The organism is Ruegeria sp. HKCCSA071 (assembly GCF_017872555.1).
Lineage (GTDB): Bacteria > Pseudomonadota > Alphaproteobacteria > Rhodobacterales > Rhodobacteraceae > Ruegeria.
On sequence record NZ_JAEDOX010000018.1, the window covers coordinates 1 to 14,599 of the forward strand.

The window sequence follows — 14,599 nt, forward strand, 5'->3', positions numbered from 1 at the left end:
GAGACTTGGGGAAGAAGGGCTCAAGACGCGCCATCTGCGCATCCGTCAGCCAGAAAAGATCAGACATGGTCACCGCTAGTTTTTCGAACCGTGAATCACGCCGCAATGCGGAAATCAATGGGTCCTGACCCTAGGCAGAAGCTAAATAGTCGAACCATCAGTACTCAAAAAGCGGCAACGGAAGGCCCAGATTTAACATCATAGTTCGTGTAGGTGGGTTTAATCGGTGTGGTCGAAGCCTACTCACTCCTGTCCTTAGAGATGTGGTTCAAACCCTCACCGCGCAAACTTCTTGTGTTTCAACCGCTTGGGCTCAAGCGCGTCCGGTCCGAGCCTCCGCTTTTTGTCCTCTTCGTAATCCTCGAAGTTGCCTTCGAACCATTCCACATGCGCGTCGCCTTCGAACGCCAGAATATGCGTGCAAATCCGGTCGAGGAAGAAGCGATCGTGTGAGATGACGACGGCGCAGCCGGCGAAATCGACCAGCGCGTCTTCCAGTGCGCGCAGGGTTTCGACGTCGAGGTCGTTTGTGGGTTCGTCCAGCAGCAGGACGTTGCCGCCCTCTTTCAACAGGCGGGCCATGTGGACGCGGTTGCGCTCGCCCCCTGACAGAAGCGAGACCTTTTTCTGCTGGTCGCCGCCCTTGAAGTTGAAGGACGAGCAATAGGCGCGGGAATTGACCTGCGCGTCACCCAGCTGAATGATCTCGGCACCGCCGGTGATCGCCTCCCACACGGTGTCGTTGTCTTTCAGGTCGTCGCGGGACTGGTCGACATAAGACAGCTCGACCGTGTCGCCCAGCGTGATGGTGCCGCTGTCGGGCTGTTCCTGACCGGTGAGCATCTTGAAGAGCGTCGATTTACCCGCGCCGTTGGGGCCGATGACGCCGACGATGCCGCCGGGGGGCAGGGCGAAATCCAGCCCTTCGATCAGTTGCTTGTCGCCCATGTGTTTCGACAGGCCCTCGACCTCGATCACCTTGCCGCCAAGGCGCTGGCCGTTGGGGATGACGATCTGGGCGCGGGTCAGCTTTTCGCGTTCGGACTGTTCGGCCAGCTCGTTATAGGCGTTGATCCGGGCCTTGGATTTGGCCTGACGGGCCTTCTGGCCCTGACGCATCCATTCCAGTTCGCGCTGCAGTGTCTTTTGCTTGGACTTGTCCTCGCGGGCTTCCTGCTCGAGCCGTTTGGCTTTTTGCTCCAGCCATGCGGAGTAGTTGCCCTCGTAAGGAATGCCGCGGCCGCGGTCGAGTTCGAGGATCCAGCCGGTGATGTCATCCAGGAAGTAACGGTCATGGGTGACGATCAGGATGGTGCCTTTGTAGTCGATCAGGTGCTGTTGCAGCCAGGCGATGGTTTCGGCGTCCAGGTGGTTGGTCGGTTCGTCCAGGAGCAGCATGTCGGGCGCTTCGAGCAGCAGCTTGCAAAGCGCCACGCGGCGTTTCTCACCGCCCGAGAGGTTGGCGATGTTGGCATCGTCCGGCGGGCAGCGCAGCGCCTCCATCGACACGTCGATCTGGCTGTCGAGGTCCCAGAGGTTTTCCGCGTCGATCGCGTCCTGCAGGGTGGTCATTTCCTCCATCAGCTCGTCCGAGTAATTCTCGGCGATCTCCATGGCGATCTCGTTGAAGCGGTCAACTTTGGCCTTTTTCGCCGCGACGCCCAGCATCACGTTTTCACGGACGGTGAGCGATTCATCCAGCTGCGGTTCCTGCGGCAGGTAACCGACCTTGGCACCTTGGGCGGCCCATGCCTCACCTGTGAAGTCAGTGTCGAGGCCGGCCATAATCTTCATCAGCGTCGATTTACCGGCGCCGTTGACGCCGACAACACCGATTTTCACGCCGGGCAGAAAGCTGAGGTGGATGTTTTCAAAGCACTTCTTGCCACCGGGATAGGTCTTGGAGACACCCTGCATGTGGTAGACATATTGATAGGCGGCCATGTCGCGTCCTCTGGGTCGGGAATTTGGGTTGAAACGCTGGATATCCGAGCGGGGCGGGCGGGGCAAGCTGGTGGTTTTGTGAATTTCGTCCCGTATCTGCATGGGCTAGGTTTGCCGGGCTGTATGAGGGGCATGAAGTAGTGGAACTGGCGGAACTGATATCAGGCTGGGCGCAGCCAGGACGTGTCGAATGGATAGGCGTCCGGCCCGAGCGGCGGGTTGGGGTGGAGGTGGTGAGGGAGGCGGTGGTCTCGGCCGATGGGCTGGAAGGCGACCGGGGCCATGCGGGCAAGCGGGCGGTTTCTTTGATCCAGCAGGAGCATCTGGCGGCGATTGGGTCTTATCTGGGGCAGGGACCCGTGGCCCCGGAAACCCTGCGGCGCAATCTGGTGGTTTCGGGGATCAATCTTGCCGCGCTCAAGGGGCGCGAGGTGCAGGTGGGCGAGGCTGTTTTGCGCTTTACCGTGATCTGCGCGCCGTGCAGCCGGATGGAAGAGGCGCTGGGCAAGGGCGGCTATTCTGCCGTGCGGGGGCATGGGGGATGGTGTGCCGAAGTTGTCAGGCCGGGGCGGGTTGCGCTGGGCGACGCCGTGCAACCGATTGATTGACAACGCGGCCCGGTTCTGAACATCAGCAGGTTATGGAGCGATACGACATCCCATACGCGCGGCCCGGGCAGGTCGTTGGGCTGTTCGGCGGGTCATTCGATCCGCCGCATCGGGGCCATGTGCATGTAACGCGTGAGGCGATGAAGGCCTTTGGTCTGGATCGGGTGTGGTGGCTGGTGTCACCCGGCAATCCGTTGAAAGAGCGGGGGCCTGCGCCGATCGCGCGGCGGATGGCGGCGGCGCGTCAGGTGATGCAGCATCCGAAGGTGGATGTGACGGATATCGAGGCGCTGGTCGGCACGCGGGCGACGGCGGACACTCTGACAGCGCTCAGGCGGCTTTACCCGCAGGTGCGGTTTGTCTGGCTGATGGGCGCGGATAATCTGGCGCAGTTTCATCGCTGGAAAGACTGGCGGCTGATCATGGACACTGTGCCAGTGGGCGTGGTGGCGCGGCCGGGCGAGCGGATCTCGGCCCGGATGTCGCCTGCGGCGCGGGTTTATGCGAAGTACCGGATCGACGGGCAGGCGCGGCATCTTCTGGGGCAGGCACAGGCCCCGGCGTGGTGTTTCGTGAACGTGCCGATGATCGATGTCAGTTCGACCGAACTCCGGACGCGCGGCGAATGGGGCGCAGAAGTGTTGCCGGAATAGCCCCAACGGGCGCATAATCTAACACAGTGGTTGTGTGCTTTTGATCTGTGGGATTTTAATTCGGCTATGGCTGGTCGTTTTTCACGTCGATTGTTTCTGGGGGGATTGGGGGCGTCCCTGATCCCGGCAGCGGGCCTTGCGCAGGCGCCGCTTGTATCGCTGAGGCCGCAGGCGCGTGGGGTCATATTAAGCGGTGCCGAGCGATTGGTGGCCGCAGCAGGCCTGAAAGGCGAAGTTGTGTTTGCGGTTGCGGATGTGGCGACCGGGGCGCAACTGGAAGTGTTTGGTGACGGCGCAAGTCTGCCCCCGGCCAGCGTTGGAAAGGCAATGACCGCGCTTTATGCGCTGGATGTTCTGGGGCCGGAACACCGGTTCGAGACTCGGCTGGTGGCGGATGGCCGGATCGAGAAGGGCGTTCTGCACGGCGATTTGATTCTGGTTGGGGGCGGCGACCCGCTGCTGGATACGGATGCGCTGGCCGCGATGGCGGCCAATCTGCGCGAGGCCGGGATTATCGAAGTGCGCGGCGCGTTCAGGGTTTATGACGGGGCGTTGCCTTATGTGTTCAGCATCGATCCCGAACAGCCGGATCATGTGGGCTATAGCCCGGCCGTCAGCGGCATTTCCCTGAACTTCAATCGTGTCCATTTCGAATGGAAACGCGCAGGGAGTGGCTATGACATAACCATGGATGCCCGCAGTGCGCGTTATGTGCCTGCGGTGGATGTCTCGGCCATGCGGGTCGAGGATCGCAGCCTGCCGATCTATACCTATCAGGCAAGCGCGCGGCAGGATCGCTGGACCGTGGCCAAGGGTGCGCTGGGCAATGGCGGGGCCCGCTGGTTGCCGGTGCGCAAACCCGCTTTGTACGCGGGCGATGTGTTTCGCACATTGGCGCGGTCGAACGGAATCGTTTTAAAGCGTGTTCAGGTGACACGCCAGAGCGTGCAGGGTGTCGATCTTGTTGTGCATCGCAGCGACAGATTGGATCATATCCTGCGCGGGATGCTGAAATACTCGACCAACCTGACGGCCGAGATGGTCGGGCTGGCCGCAACCAGGGCGCGCGGTGTTGACCCGCACACCCTGGCGGAATCAGCGGCCGAGATGAACCGGTGGGCGGCCAGTCGTTTCGGCGTGACCGGGATCGCCATGGTCGATCATTCTGGTCTGAGCGATGCCTCGCGCATGGTGCCGGCGGATTTGGTTGCGGCCCTTGTTGCAACACAGAAGTCGGGGATGTTGCGACCCCTGATGAAACCTTTTGCACTGACCGACCGGAACGGGCGGCCCGTCAAGAACCACCCGATCAAGGTTGATGCCAAGACAGGGACATTGAATTTTGTATCCGGGTTGGGTGGGTTCCTGACAACTGCGGACGGGGTTGATCTGGCATTCGCGATTTTTACCGCTGATGTGGATCATCGCGCAACGATCCCACGCGCGCAGCGTGAACGCCCGGACGGCGCACGCAGCTGGAACAGCAGATCACGGAAATTGCAGCGCGCCTTGCTGGAGCGCTGGGGATCACTTTACGGAAGCTGAAACCTGAAACCGGCCTGAAGCGGGCGTCAGACGGTGTGGCGCGCCCGGGCCCCGCGCTCGATCGCGGCCGCGTGCAGGCGGTCGATGTTCAGCTCGTACCGGATTTCTTCCAGCAGGCGCAGTTCGGATTCGGCCAGCGTTCCGTCAGCGGCAGCGACGTCACAGGCCAGAGCATAGGCCGTTTCGTTCAAGCGTTCGGGCAGGTTGTCCCGGATCAGGCCAAACAGCGCATCCAGCCCGTCTTCCTGTTCGAACAAGTCAAACACGACCTGCGACACGTGGCGCATCCGGTCGATGTCGTACCCGGCGAAGACCGGCAACATGTTCACGGCGACCTCGATCTTGACCAGCTCGGCGGTTCGGATGGTTTCGTCGGAGGCCGAGATCGCAACCATGATCGCCACAAGGCAATCCTGTGGGGACATCGGGTGGGGAACTTGCTCGGTCATTCGGGGCATCCTGCTTGGGGTTCGTCAATGGCGCAGGATAGAAGGGGGGCAGGGCAGGTTCAACATCTTGTTTTGACCCAACTGTGCGGCAGGTTGAACCGGTCAGGTGTTCATTATCGCCATACCGCTGAGCAAAAGGCCCGCCCCGATCCAATAGCGCAGCCCCAGCGTTTCACCGAAGAACAGCCACGAGGCGAGGGGGACCAGTACGAAACTGAGGGCCATGAACGGATAGGCCTGCGACAGCGGCACATGCCTGAGGACGTAAATCCAGAGTATCGTCGCCGTGCCGTAAATCGCCAGCGCGACGAGCAGGAAAGGGTCGAGCAGGGTCTGCAACAGCCCCATCGCGCCGCTCGCGGTGCGGCCGTCGATCCGCCCGCCGGCGAGTTTGAACAATACCTGCCCGACCGAAATCATGACAGGTGTCAGAAGCAGCCCGGTCCAGATCAGCACTGTGGGTGCGGTTGCGCTCATGCAGCCTGATCCTTGAGGGGTTTTTCGGTGGGTTCCTCGGCCGGTCGATCCTCGCAGTAATAGATGTCACGCCCGATATCCTCGCAGGTGTGAAACCTGGGGCTGGGATGCACGGCGCGCAGAAAGCTGTGGGTGTAGGGAAAGAAATTGAAATGCGGGTTGAAGCTGTAGCGATATTCCCGTTCGCGCGGGACCACGATGATGACCCGCTTGCGCGCGACCCGGCGCAATTCAGCGATGGCGCGGCGGTAATCCAGCAGATGTTCGATCACATGGGTGCAGATGACTGTGTCGAAACTGTTGTCCTCAAAAGGCAGGTCCTCGATCCGGGCGGCAACATATTTGATGTTTTCGATGGCTTCAGCGTCATCGACAACGAAATCGACACCGGTCATGGCCGTGATGTCCGGGCGCAAGGCGCGGATGCGTTGAAGCAGGGCCCCGGTGCCGCAGCCGACATCGCAGATGCTGTCGCCAACAATGTCGCTGGCGATCCGGTCGATGCAGGCGTCGGAATTGTCGGTTCCGTCATGTACGCGCGGGTGTTCCCGGTAGAGCGTTTCGTATTCTTCGTCCGTCAGAAAAGGCGCGCGTTCGCGGAACGCCGCCAGCCGGGTAATGTGTTCCCCCCAGACACGGCGCGCCAGCCAGTGAAAGGCGGCGCTGTCGCGCAGGATCGGCGGGACGATATCCTCGAGCACAAAGCGGATCAGGTTGGTGGTTTCGCGTCGCATCTCGTTTCCTTTGGTCCGGGGAGGTTTCCCGGCGTCTTTCCATCGTAGCACCGCAGTGCAAACACGCGAAATAACCGGGTCAGGTCAAAGCCTGTCGCCCGTGTCTTTTATGTTTCGCGCGCCAAACCCACCCCATGAGTGTGGCTGGAGTAAGGCCCGCGGATGGAAAAACCGGTGCGGGATGGTGGACGCAGGGGGCGTGGACCAGAGGCTGAGGGCGGGCAGAACAGTCAATTAGCGGCAAAACCCCGTGACAAGGCGGTTTTCCAGGGTTCCGGTCGGTGAAAACACTGGTGCTTTATTGACTCATGCTGCACTGGCACAATAGGAGGGGCCGGTCGGGTTGCGTGGTGCAGCCGCGACCGTTTCCCCAATGGAGCACATTGAAATGTCTGAACTGCGCGAAACCGCGATGTCGTCCAAGGCCTGGCCCTTTGAAGAGGCGCGCCGGTTGCTCAAACGCTATCAGAAAGGTTCTCCGGAAAAGGGGTATGTGCTGTTTGAAACCGGATACGGCCCGTCGGGCCTGCCGCATATCGGCACGTTCGGCGAGGTGGCGCGGACCACGATGGTCAAGCGCGCCTTTGAGGCGCTGTCGGATATCCCGACCAAGCTGATCTGTTTTTCGGACGATCTGGACGGGATGCGCAAGGTTCCCAGCAACGTGCCGAACCCCGAGGCGTTGGAAGAGCATTTGCAGCGCCCGCTGACCTCGGTTCCTGATCCGTTTGGCGAGTATGACAGCTTTGGCGAGCATAACAACGCGATGCTGCGCCGGTTCCTTGATACCTTCGGGTTCGAATATGAGTTCTATTCGGCGCGTGATTTCTATCGCTCGGGCCAGTTCGACGAGATCCTGAAGCGTGCCGTCGAGAAATATGACGACGTGATGGCCATCATGCTGAAAAGCCTGCGGGAAGAACGCCAGCAGACCTATTCGATCTTCCTGCCGATCCACCCGGAAACCGGGCGGGTTCTGTATGTGCCGATGAAAAAGGTCTGCGCCGAGACTTATACCGTCACCTTCGATGATGAAGACGGCAAGGAATGGACCGTTCCCGTCACCGGCGGCAACGTGAAGCTGCAATGGAAGCCGGATTTCGGGGCGCGCTGGGCGGCACTGGGCGTTGATTTCGAGATGTACGGCAAGGAACACGCGACCAACGAAAAGATCTATGACGGGATCTGCCGGGCCTTGGGTGGCCGCGCGCCCGAGCATTTCAGCTATGAGCTGTTTCTGGACGAGAACGGACAGAAGATTTCGAAATCGTCGGGCAATGGTGTCTCGATTGACGAATGGCTGACATATGCGCCGACCGAGTCGCTGGCTTATTTCATGTACCAAAAGCCCAAGACGGCCAAGCGGATGCATTTCGACGTGATCCCGAAAGCCTATGATGAGTATCATCAGCAGCTGCGCGCCTATCCGGGGCAGGACCTGAAGGCGCAGTTGAACAACCCGGTCTGGCATATCCACGGCGGCGAAGTGCCTGAATCGACCCTGATCGTACCCTTTGCAATGCTGCTGAATCTGGCATCGGTTTCCGGTGCCGAAGACAAAGAGGCGCTGTGGGGCTTTATCCGCCGCTATGCGCCCGAGGCAACGGCAGAGAGCCACCCCGATCTGGACAAGGCGGCCGGTTTCGCCGTGCGGTACTTCAACGATTTCGTCAAACCGACGCGCAAGCATCGCGCGCCGACGGATCAGGAGCGCGAGGCGCTGGAAGCGCTGAAGGCGGCGCTTGAGGCATATGATGGCCCGACCGAGGATGAGGCGTTGCAATCGGTGGTCTATGCCATCGGCCGCGAGCGGTTTGATCCGATGAAAGGGTGGTTCTCGGCGCTGTACGAGGTGCTGCTGGGGGCCTCGCAAGGGCCGCGTTTCGGGGGTTTTATCGCGCTTTACGGCGTGCCCGAGACCATCGCGCTGATCGACAAGGCACTGGCCGGAGAGCTGGTCTGATTTGACCTGAACCGGCATGGGGCTATCCTTGGAACAGGAGGTGGCCCCATGCGTCGACTACTGCTTGCATTATCCCTGAGCGCCGGGCTGGCGTCGGGCGCATTTGCGCAGAGTGCCGAGATCGAGGCCAATATCGCGGCACAGATACAGGCCTTCCGGGCGGATGACTTTGCCACCGCTTTCACCTTTGCCAGCCCCAACATCCAGCGTCTGTTCCGAAACCCCGACAATTTCGGCGCGATGGTGCGCAATGGCTATCCCATGGTCAGGCGTCCTGCCGACGTGAGTTTTCTGGAACTGCGCGAGGTCGATGGCGCGCTGTGGCAGAAGGTGATGATTACGGACGGTAACGGGCGGGTGCATCTTCTGGACTATCAGATGATCCCGCTGACGGAAGGCTGGAAGATCAACGGGGTGCAACTGTTGGGTGCCGCCGACCCTGCGGCCTGAGGCAACACCACCGTCACGGTGAGATGAGCCGTGGTTAATTCCTTTTCGATATCCAGACTGTCGCGTTCGGGGCGGACCTGAACACGGGGTTTGAACGCGTCGCCGGATTTGCGCGGCGCGATTGGGAAAGGGTTTTCAATGAACAAGGCAATCACCGACGGCATCGTGTTCATGCCGCCTCAATTCGCGAATGGTCTGACCGTCTGGTCTGCGGGGGACGGAACGCCCGGATCGCCCACATATGGCGGGTCCGGCACCGGGGTATTTGTTCCGGCGGATGCGGATTTTGCCGGTTGTCTTGAGATCCTGAAGGTCAACACAACGCAGCAATTGCGTTACATGGGGCAGACGCCGATCCTGCCCGGTTGCTATTTGCAGATCAAAGCCCGGGTCAAGGCGATCAGTGGACCGTTGCCGTCGGTGCGCATCGCAGCCTGGGCCGGTGGCGCGGGCGATGCGCATGTGGCCGGTGTTGTGGAGCAGGGTCCGGCCACCCAGCTGTCGGGCTATGGCACGGTTCACGAGATCACCGCGATTGTCGGAACCGGCCAGCGCCCGGGCGTGGACATGCCCTGGGGGCTGGCCGCCCTTTACGGGCATTTCGGCCTGGATATCGAAGGGGCCAACGGCGCGCTGGTGCGCGTCGATGATCTTGAGATCACCGATGTCACCGGGTTCTTTCTGCGCGAGATGATCAGCCTGGTCGATGTGCGCGACTTTGGTGCCGTTGGTGACGGTGTGACGGATGACTCGGTTGCGTTTGAGGCGGCGGATCAGGCCGCCGGTGGCCGCCGGGTCTTTGTTCCGCAAGGCAGCTATCACCTTGCGGAGAACACCAGCATCGATGCGGAAATTGAATTCGAAGGCACCGTCACCATGCCGGATGACAAGATGCTGTTGCTGACCAAGGATTTCCATCTGCCCGCATATATTGAGGCGTTCGGAGATGAGGAGCTGGCCTTCAAGAAGGCGTTTCAGGCTCTGCTGAACAATTCGGATCATGACTCGCTGGATCTGGGCGGGCGCAAGATTTCCGTTTCCGCGCCGATCGACATGGCCGCTGCGGTTCCCAACAAGCAAAGCGGCTTTTCCACGCGGCGCGTGATCCGTAACGGGCAGTTCGATGTCAAAAGCGGTGCCGCCTGGGACACCGAAACCTTCACCTCTGTCGCTACCTATGACCCGTCGGACAAGACACGCCTGACCAATGTCGCCAATGTGGCCAATATTCCGGTAGGATCGCTGGTTGAGGGCAGTGGTGTCGGGCGTGAAGTTTATGTGCGCTCGAAGAACATAGGTGCCGGTGAGATAACCCTGAGTGCGCCCATCTATGACGCCGCCGGTACCCAGACCTTTACCTTTCAGTCGTTCAAATACCTGCTGGATTTCAGCGGTTTCAATACGTTGCGGAAATTCGGCATGGAACAGATCGAGTTTCAGTGCAACAGCCGGTGCAGCGGCATTCGTCTGGCGGCCTCGGGCAGCACATTTTCGTTGAAGGACTGTTTTATCAGTCGCCCGAAGGATCGGGGACTGACCTCGACCGCGACGGGGTGCAAGGGGCTGCTGATCGACAATTGCCAGTTCTTGTCCTCAGAAGAAGCGCTTGACGTGACGGACCGGAATTCCATCGGGCTGAACACCAACTCGAACGACGTGAAGCTGCGTCACAATCGGGCGGTGCGGTTCAAGCATTTTGCCGTTCTGGGCGGCGGTACCAACTTGGTTCTGGGCAACCATTTCTTCCAGGGCGATGGCATCCCGCAAGGGGTCCGCACCGCAGGGCTGATCATGATCGGCACCTACAACACCTCGACCATTGCCGAGAACTATGTCGACAACTGCTTTATAGAATGGACCAATGAACGCGATGCGGCACCCACCTATACCAGTGGATTCTCGTTCAGTTCGATGAGCATCACGGACAATATCTTTTTCTCAAGCGATGCACCGGCCTGGTTCAGTTATATCATCATCCGCCCCTATGGCGCTGGCCATTACCTGAATGGCGTGACGGTGACCGGCAACAAGTTCCGCGCCACCAGCGGTTCGATTGAGCGGGCGGAACGGGTCGATACGTCTTTTGCCGATCTGGACAATAACAGGCATTCGAACGTGACCTACGAGAACAACACCTATCACGGGATTGGCAAGAGATCCTCGAACCCGCTGCGCGTCCGCAGCCAGCAGAACTCGGTTGCGAATATCTGGGCGGTTTCGGCAAACGGAGAATTGCCATTTGGCGGCAGGGCGCGTGGCTGCGACGGGGTCACTGCCATCGGGTCGCTGACCGGGGTGTTCAACAACCTTGTCTATTCGGCCCCTCATGTTTTGACCGAACAAGGGGTCAGTGGCGACAGTCTTATTCTGCGCTGGCCGGATCACCTAAAAGGCGAAGTCTCGGTCACAATGCGAATGGAGCGTTGAAACAGCGGCTGGCCGCCCATTCCGGGGTGGCCAGCCGCCGGATAAACGGGCGCAGAAAAGCGCTGATTGGCGCATCGGCAAGGAAATAGGCGACGTTTCAATCTGATGTGCTAGGCTTGGGTAAAGAAATGGAGAATCCCGATGCCGAAAATCGCCAAAAACGCCAGTGTTCAGACAGTTATCACCACGTTTGAAATGACGCCCGGCACCTGTCAGGACCTTTTGGAAGCGCTGACCGACGCCTATTCCGAGTTCATCTCGAAGCAGCCCGGCTTTGTTTCTGCGGGGCTTCATGTGAATGATGCGCAAACCCGGATTGCCAACTATTCGCAATGGCAACGTCGCGAGGATTTCCTGGCCATGCTGCGGACCCCCGAGATGCGCGACCGCAACCGCAAGATCAACGAGCTGTGCAAGAGCTTTGAGCCGGTCATGTATGACGTTGCAGAGACATTTGGCTCTACCTGACCTGAATCAAAGCCTGCGGTGCATGTCTGTTTCAAAGTAAGTCTGCAAAACGGAGGCGCATGCTATGTATCACAACATTCTCGTTCCGATCTCTTTCGATGCTGAAAGAGATACGTCCGGGCCGTTGAAACTGGCCCGGGTTCTGGCCACGCCGGACGCGCAGGTCACATTGCTGCATGTGGTTGAGCATATTCCGAATTATGCAATCTCGTACATGCCGGCGGAATATCTGTCCGAGGCCCGAAAGGCGATTCAGTCAGAGCTTGATACGCTGGCGTCGCAATTGCCGAATGCCACGGGCGTGGTGGTCGAAGGGCACTCCGGCCGGACCATTCTGGATTGGGCCGAGGCGCATCACCCGGACCTGATCATCGTGGCCTCGCACCGGCCGGGGATGCAGGATCTGCTGCTGGGGTCAACCGCGTCCCATATCGTACGCCACGCCCCTTGCGCGGTACATGTGGTCCGGTAACGGTCGGACATCACCGGCAGTAAGCAAAATTGTGCCTGTGCGGGCGGTGGTTTTGGGCCGGGCCAGATTTTTTGAACCCGGTGGAACTGTGTTGCCTCGGCTTTGCCACATATTGCCCTTATGGGTCGGGGCATGTTGTTCAAGAAACCCTCGCAGGAAGCACCTGATCTGAACCCGCGCTCGGCCAGACGACACCAGCGCGCCGAGGCGGCGCGGCGGCAGGCGCTGTCCCCGCTGCGGATCCTGATCATGGTTCTGCTGCTGCCGCTGACGACCGTGCTGATTGCCACGGGCGTCTTTCTGCGCACCTCGGGCTATGAGCGGGACGAGGCGGTGATCCACCTGATCGCGCTGGCGGGGTGTGATGCGACACAGGCCATGGGGATCGGTCCATTCCGCGCAGGGCAGCCGGGATATCATGAGCGCAACGACCCGGATGGTGACGGGGTGGCCTGCGGGTATGCCGAGCTGGAGTTGCCACGCGCGACCACCGTGCAGGCGCAGGACCAGCCAAAGCCGCGCGAACGGTCGGTGGGAAGCGCCAAGTTCGTGCGCCCCTGATTTCGGGGGGCGGGAAGGGGCTAGCCTTTCATCGCCTGTAGCAATTCCAACAACCCTTTGCGATCGTCGTCACTGGCATAATCGCCGGTGGCCAGCCGTTCGGCGATACGCAGGCGCAGGCGTTCCTGTTGAGTGCGGACCTCTTCCCCGGCGGTTTCGGCCAGCGTCTTCATGATCACCGCCACGGCCTGTTGGCGCTTGGTGGTGGGGTTGGCGATATAATCGACAAGGCTCTGCTGGCCGGAATCGAGGATGTTTTCGGCCAGTTCGCGCAGTTGGTCGCCATTGGGCAGCAGCGGGGTGGGTGCATCCTCGGGCGGCAGGATTTCCGGCAGGTTGCGTGGAACCTCGGCCAGAGCGTTCGCGCCATCGACAAAGGCTTCGGTGATCATCCGCGTGATCTTGATCGCGCGCGGGTCCTTGAACAGAGCCGAGGCGATGGCCACGCCGTAATCGGTATAGACCCACGGATTGACCCGCCGCCCGCCACGGCCTTTGGGTTTTGAGATCACATTCTGTGATTGCAAATCAGCGACCTCGGCATCGGTCAACTGAAAGCGGTAGCCCTCGAACAGGTCGGTGTTGCGCGACACCGCCTGATTAAACGCACTGACGGATTTTCCGTAGAACTGCGCCAGATCTTCGGCCAGCACCACACGGGTGCCGCGCACCCTGTGAATGGCGCTTTGCACCTCATGCGCGCTGGGCAGGTTTTTCGGGTTCGTCATGGCAGCCGTTTGGAATCACAACTTGTGATTTCAAACGTGGAGGAGGGTGGAGCGGGGTGCAAGTTTGAAATGCCGGGGTTTGCCGCGTCCCCGATCAAATGGTCGGCGTGTTCATTGGGGTTTCTTGCGCAGATAGGCAAAGCGATAGGCAAGCGCGACGCCGCCTGCGCCGCCGACAATATTGCCGATCGTGACCCAGAACAGGTTGCCCATGGCCGCGCCCAAACCGAGATCGGCACCGGCAAGCGCGCCCTGCGGCAGCAGGTACATGTTGGCGACCGAATGTTCGAGCCCCAAGAGGACAAACGCCGCTATGGGCCAGAGTACCGCCATGATCTTGCCCGCCGCTGTTCTGGCCGCGAAGCTCAGCCAGACGGCAAGGCAGACCAACGCGTTGCACAGAACGCCGCGGGCAAACGCCTGGGTGGCAGAGAGGTCGGCCTTGCCATTTGCGATTGCTGATGCGGTGGCCCCCATGGGCCCGTCCAGCAAACCGGTTGCAGCGAAGGCCAGAGCCAGCGCGATAGACCCGACCAAGTTCCCAAGGTACACGAGGCCCCAGTTGCGCAGCAGGGCGCGCGGCGAGATTTTCCGATCCACCGCCGCGATGGTCATCAGGGCGTTTCCGGTGAACAGCTCGGCCCCGCCGACGATCACAAGGATCAGGCCCAGAGAAAACACGACGCCACCCAGGAACCGGGCCGGTCCAAACCCCGGGTCAACGCCGGTCATGACCATGGTGAAGGCGGCCCCGCCGAAGCCGATGAACACACCCGCAAGTATCGCCAGAGTCAGCGTCTGGCCGACCGTGAGATGTGCCTTGGCAACGCCAGCGGTTTCAACCAGCTCGGCGATCTGGGCGGGTTTGTAGGCGTCAATTCCGGTTGGATTCCGTGTTTGCATGGGACCCACTTTGCCGACGCATTCGTGGTGCGGCATTGATAGGGATCAAAGCATCCGTCGGTGCAAAAACAACCGCACTGGGGGCGAGGCTGCAACCCTGAAGGGACAGCCGCCCGGATGCAGTGCGGTGTATGGTTGAAAATCGGCGCAAATCGCCGGTATCAATGCGAGATTTCTGGCTGTCGTGCTAGGGTACGCGCGGCGGGGCCGTTCCGGC

15 protein-coding genes are annotated in these 14,599 nt (G+C 60.5%); 9 read left to right on the forward strand and 6 right to left on the reverse strand.

Going from position 1 to position 14,599, the window contains the following annotated elements:
* Window positions 1–276 precede the first annotated feature (276 nt).
* Window positions 277–1,944, reverse strand: coding sequence for an energy-dependent translational throttle protein EttA (ettA, locus tag I9188_RS18960; protein WP_209507912.1), 1,668 nt, complete (start codon window positions 1,942–1,944; stop codon window positions 277–279).
* A gap of 140 nt (window positions 1,945–2,084) precedes the next feature.
* On the opposite strand from ettA, the gene I9188_RS18965 reads away from it, so the two are divergent.
* From I9188_RS18965 to dacB, 3 genes are all read left to right on the forward strand, one after another.
* Window positions 2,085–2,552, forward strand: coding sequence for an MOSC domain-containing protein (locus I9188_RS18965; protein WP_348540357.1), 468 nt, complete (start codon window positions 2,085–2,087; stop codon window positions 2,550–2,552).
* A gap of 32 nt (window positions 2,553–2,584) precedes the next feature.
* Complete coding sequence (locus I9188_RS18970; protein WP_209507910.1) at window positions 2,585–3,205, forward strand: nicotinate-nucleotide adenylyltransferase; 621 nt, start codon at window positions 2,585–2,587, stop codon at window positions 3,203–3,205.
* 66 nt (window positions 3,206–3,271) lie between these two features.
* Window positions 3,272–4,750, forward strand: coding sequence for a D-alanyl-D-alanine carboxypeptidase/D-alanyl-D-alanine-endopeptidase (gene dacB, locus I9188_RS18975; protein WP_209507908.1), 1,479 nt, complete (start codon window positions 3,272–3,274; stop codon window positions 4,748–4,750).
* A 26-nt stretch (window positions 4,751–4,776) separates the two neighbouring features.
* Here dacB and I9188_RS18980 read toward each other — a convergent pair whose 3' ends face one another.
* From I9188_RS18980 to I9188_RS18990, 3 genes are all read right to left on the reverse strand, one after another.
* Window positions 4,777–5,199, reverse strand: coding sequence for a tellurite resistance TerB family protein (locus I9188_RS18980; protein WP_209507905.1), 423 nt, complete (start codon window positions 5,197–5,199; stop codon window positions 4,777–4,779).
* 102 nt (window positions 5,200–5,301) lie between these two features.
* Window positions 5,302–5,676: an EamA family transporter gene (locus I9188_RS18985; RefSeq protein WP_209507903.1), complete on the reverse strand. Its 375-nt coding sequence runs from the start codon at window positions 5,674–5,676 to the stop codon at window positions 5,302–5,304.
* Window positions 5,673–6,410: a class I SAM-dependent methyltransferase gene (locus I9188_RS18990; RefSeq protein ID WP_209507901.1), complete on the reverse strand. Its 738-nt coding sequence runs from the start codon at window positions 6,408–6,410 to the stop codon at window positions 5,673–5,675. The genes I9188_RS18985 and I9188_RS18990 overlap by 4 nt, the downstream gene beginning before the upstream one ends.
* Before the next feature lie 388 nt (window positions 6,411–6,798).
* Here I9188_RS18990 and I9188_RS18995 point away from each other — a divergent pair, with 388 nt between their 5' ends.
* The 6 genes from I9188_RS18995 (at window position 6,799) to I9188_RS19020 (ending at window position 12,751) form a co-directional block, all read left to right on the forward strand.
* On the forward strand, window positions 6,799–8,373 hold the full coding sequence (locus I9188_RS18995) for a lysine--tRNA ligase (RefSeq protein ID WP_209507899.1): 1,575 nt from the start codon (window positions 6,799–6,801) through the stop codon (window positions 8,371–8,373).
* 48 nt (window positions 8,374–8,421) lie between these two features.
* A complete protein-coding gene (locus I9188_RS19000; protein ID WP_209507897.1) occupies window positions 8,422–8,823 on the forward strand; it encodes a DUF4864 domain-containing protein in 402 nt (133 codons plus the stop codon).
* A gap of 138 nt (window positions 8,824–8,961) precedes the next feature.
* The gene (locus I9188_RS19005) at window positions 8,962–11,250 is read left to right on the forward strand and encodes a glycosyl hydrolase family 28-related protein (protein WP_209507895.1); all 2,289 of its coding nucleotides are present in this window, start codon (window positions 8,962–8,964) and stop codon (window positions 11,248–11,250) included.
* Window positions 11,251–11,391: 141 nt separating this feature from the next.
* Window positions 11,392–11,718, forward strand: a complete 327-nt coding sequence (locus I9188_RS19010) for an antibiotic biosynthesis monooxygenase family protein (protein ID WP_209507893.1) — start codon at window positions 11,392–11,394, stop codon at window positions 11,716–11,718.
* A 64-nt stretch (window positions 11,719–11,782) separates the two neighbouring features.
* Window positions 11,783–12,190 carry a universal stress protein gene (locus tag I9188_RS19015; protein ID WP_209507891.1) on the forward strand — a complete coding sequence of 136 codons (408 nt, stop codon included), beginning with the start codon at window positions 11,783–11,785 and terminating at the stop codon, window positions 12,188–12,190.
* A gap of 132 nt (window positions 12,191–12,322) precedes the next feature.
* Window positions 12,323–12,751, forward strand: coding sequence for an excalibur calcium-binding domain-containing protein (locus I9188_RS19020; RefSeq protein ID WP_209507889.1), 429 nt, complete (start codon window positions 12,323–12,325; stop codon window positions 12,749–12,751).
* Window positions 12,752–12,771: 20 nt separating this feature from the next.
* Here the strand turns inward: I9188_RS19020 and I9188_RS19025 are convergent, their stop codons facing one another.
* Together I9188_RS19025 and I9188_RS19030 are read right to left on the reverse strand one after the other, a co-directional pair.
* Window positions 12,772–13,479 carry an ORF6N domain-containing protein gene (locus tag I9188_RS19025; protein ID WP_209507887.1) on the reverse strand — a complete coding sequence of 236 codons (708 nt, stop codon included), beginning with the start codon at window positions 13,477–13,479 and terminating at the stop codon, window positions 12,772–12,774.
* A 111-nt stretch (window positions 13,480–13,590) separates the two neighbouring features.
* Window positions 13,591–14,382 carry a formate/nitrite transporter family protein gene (locus tag I9188_RS19030; protein ID WP_209507885.1) on the reverse strand — a complete coding sequence of 264 codons (792 nt, stop codon included), beginning with the start codon at window positions 14,380–14,382 and terminating at the stop codon, window positions 13,591–13,593.
* Between the last annotated feature and the right edge of the window lie 217 nt (window positions 14,383–14,599).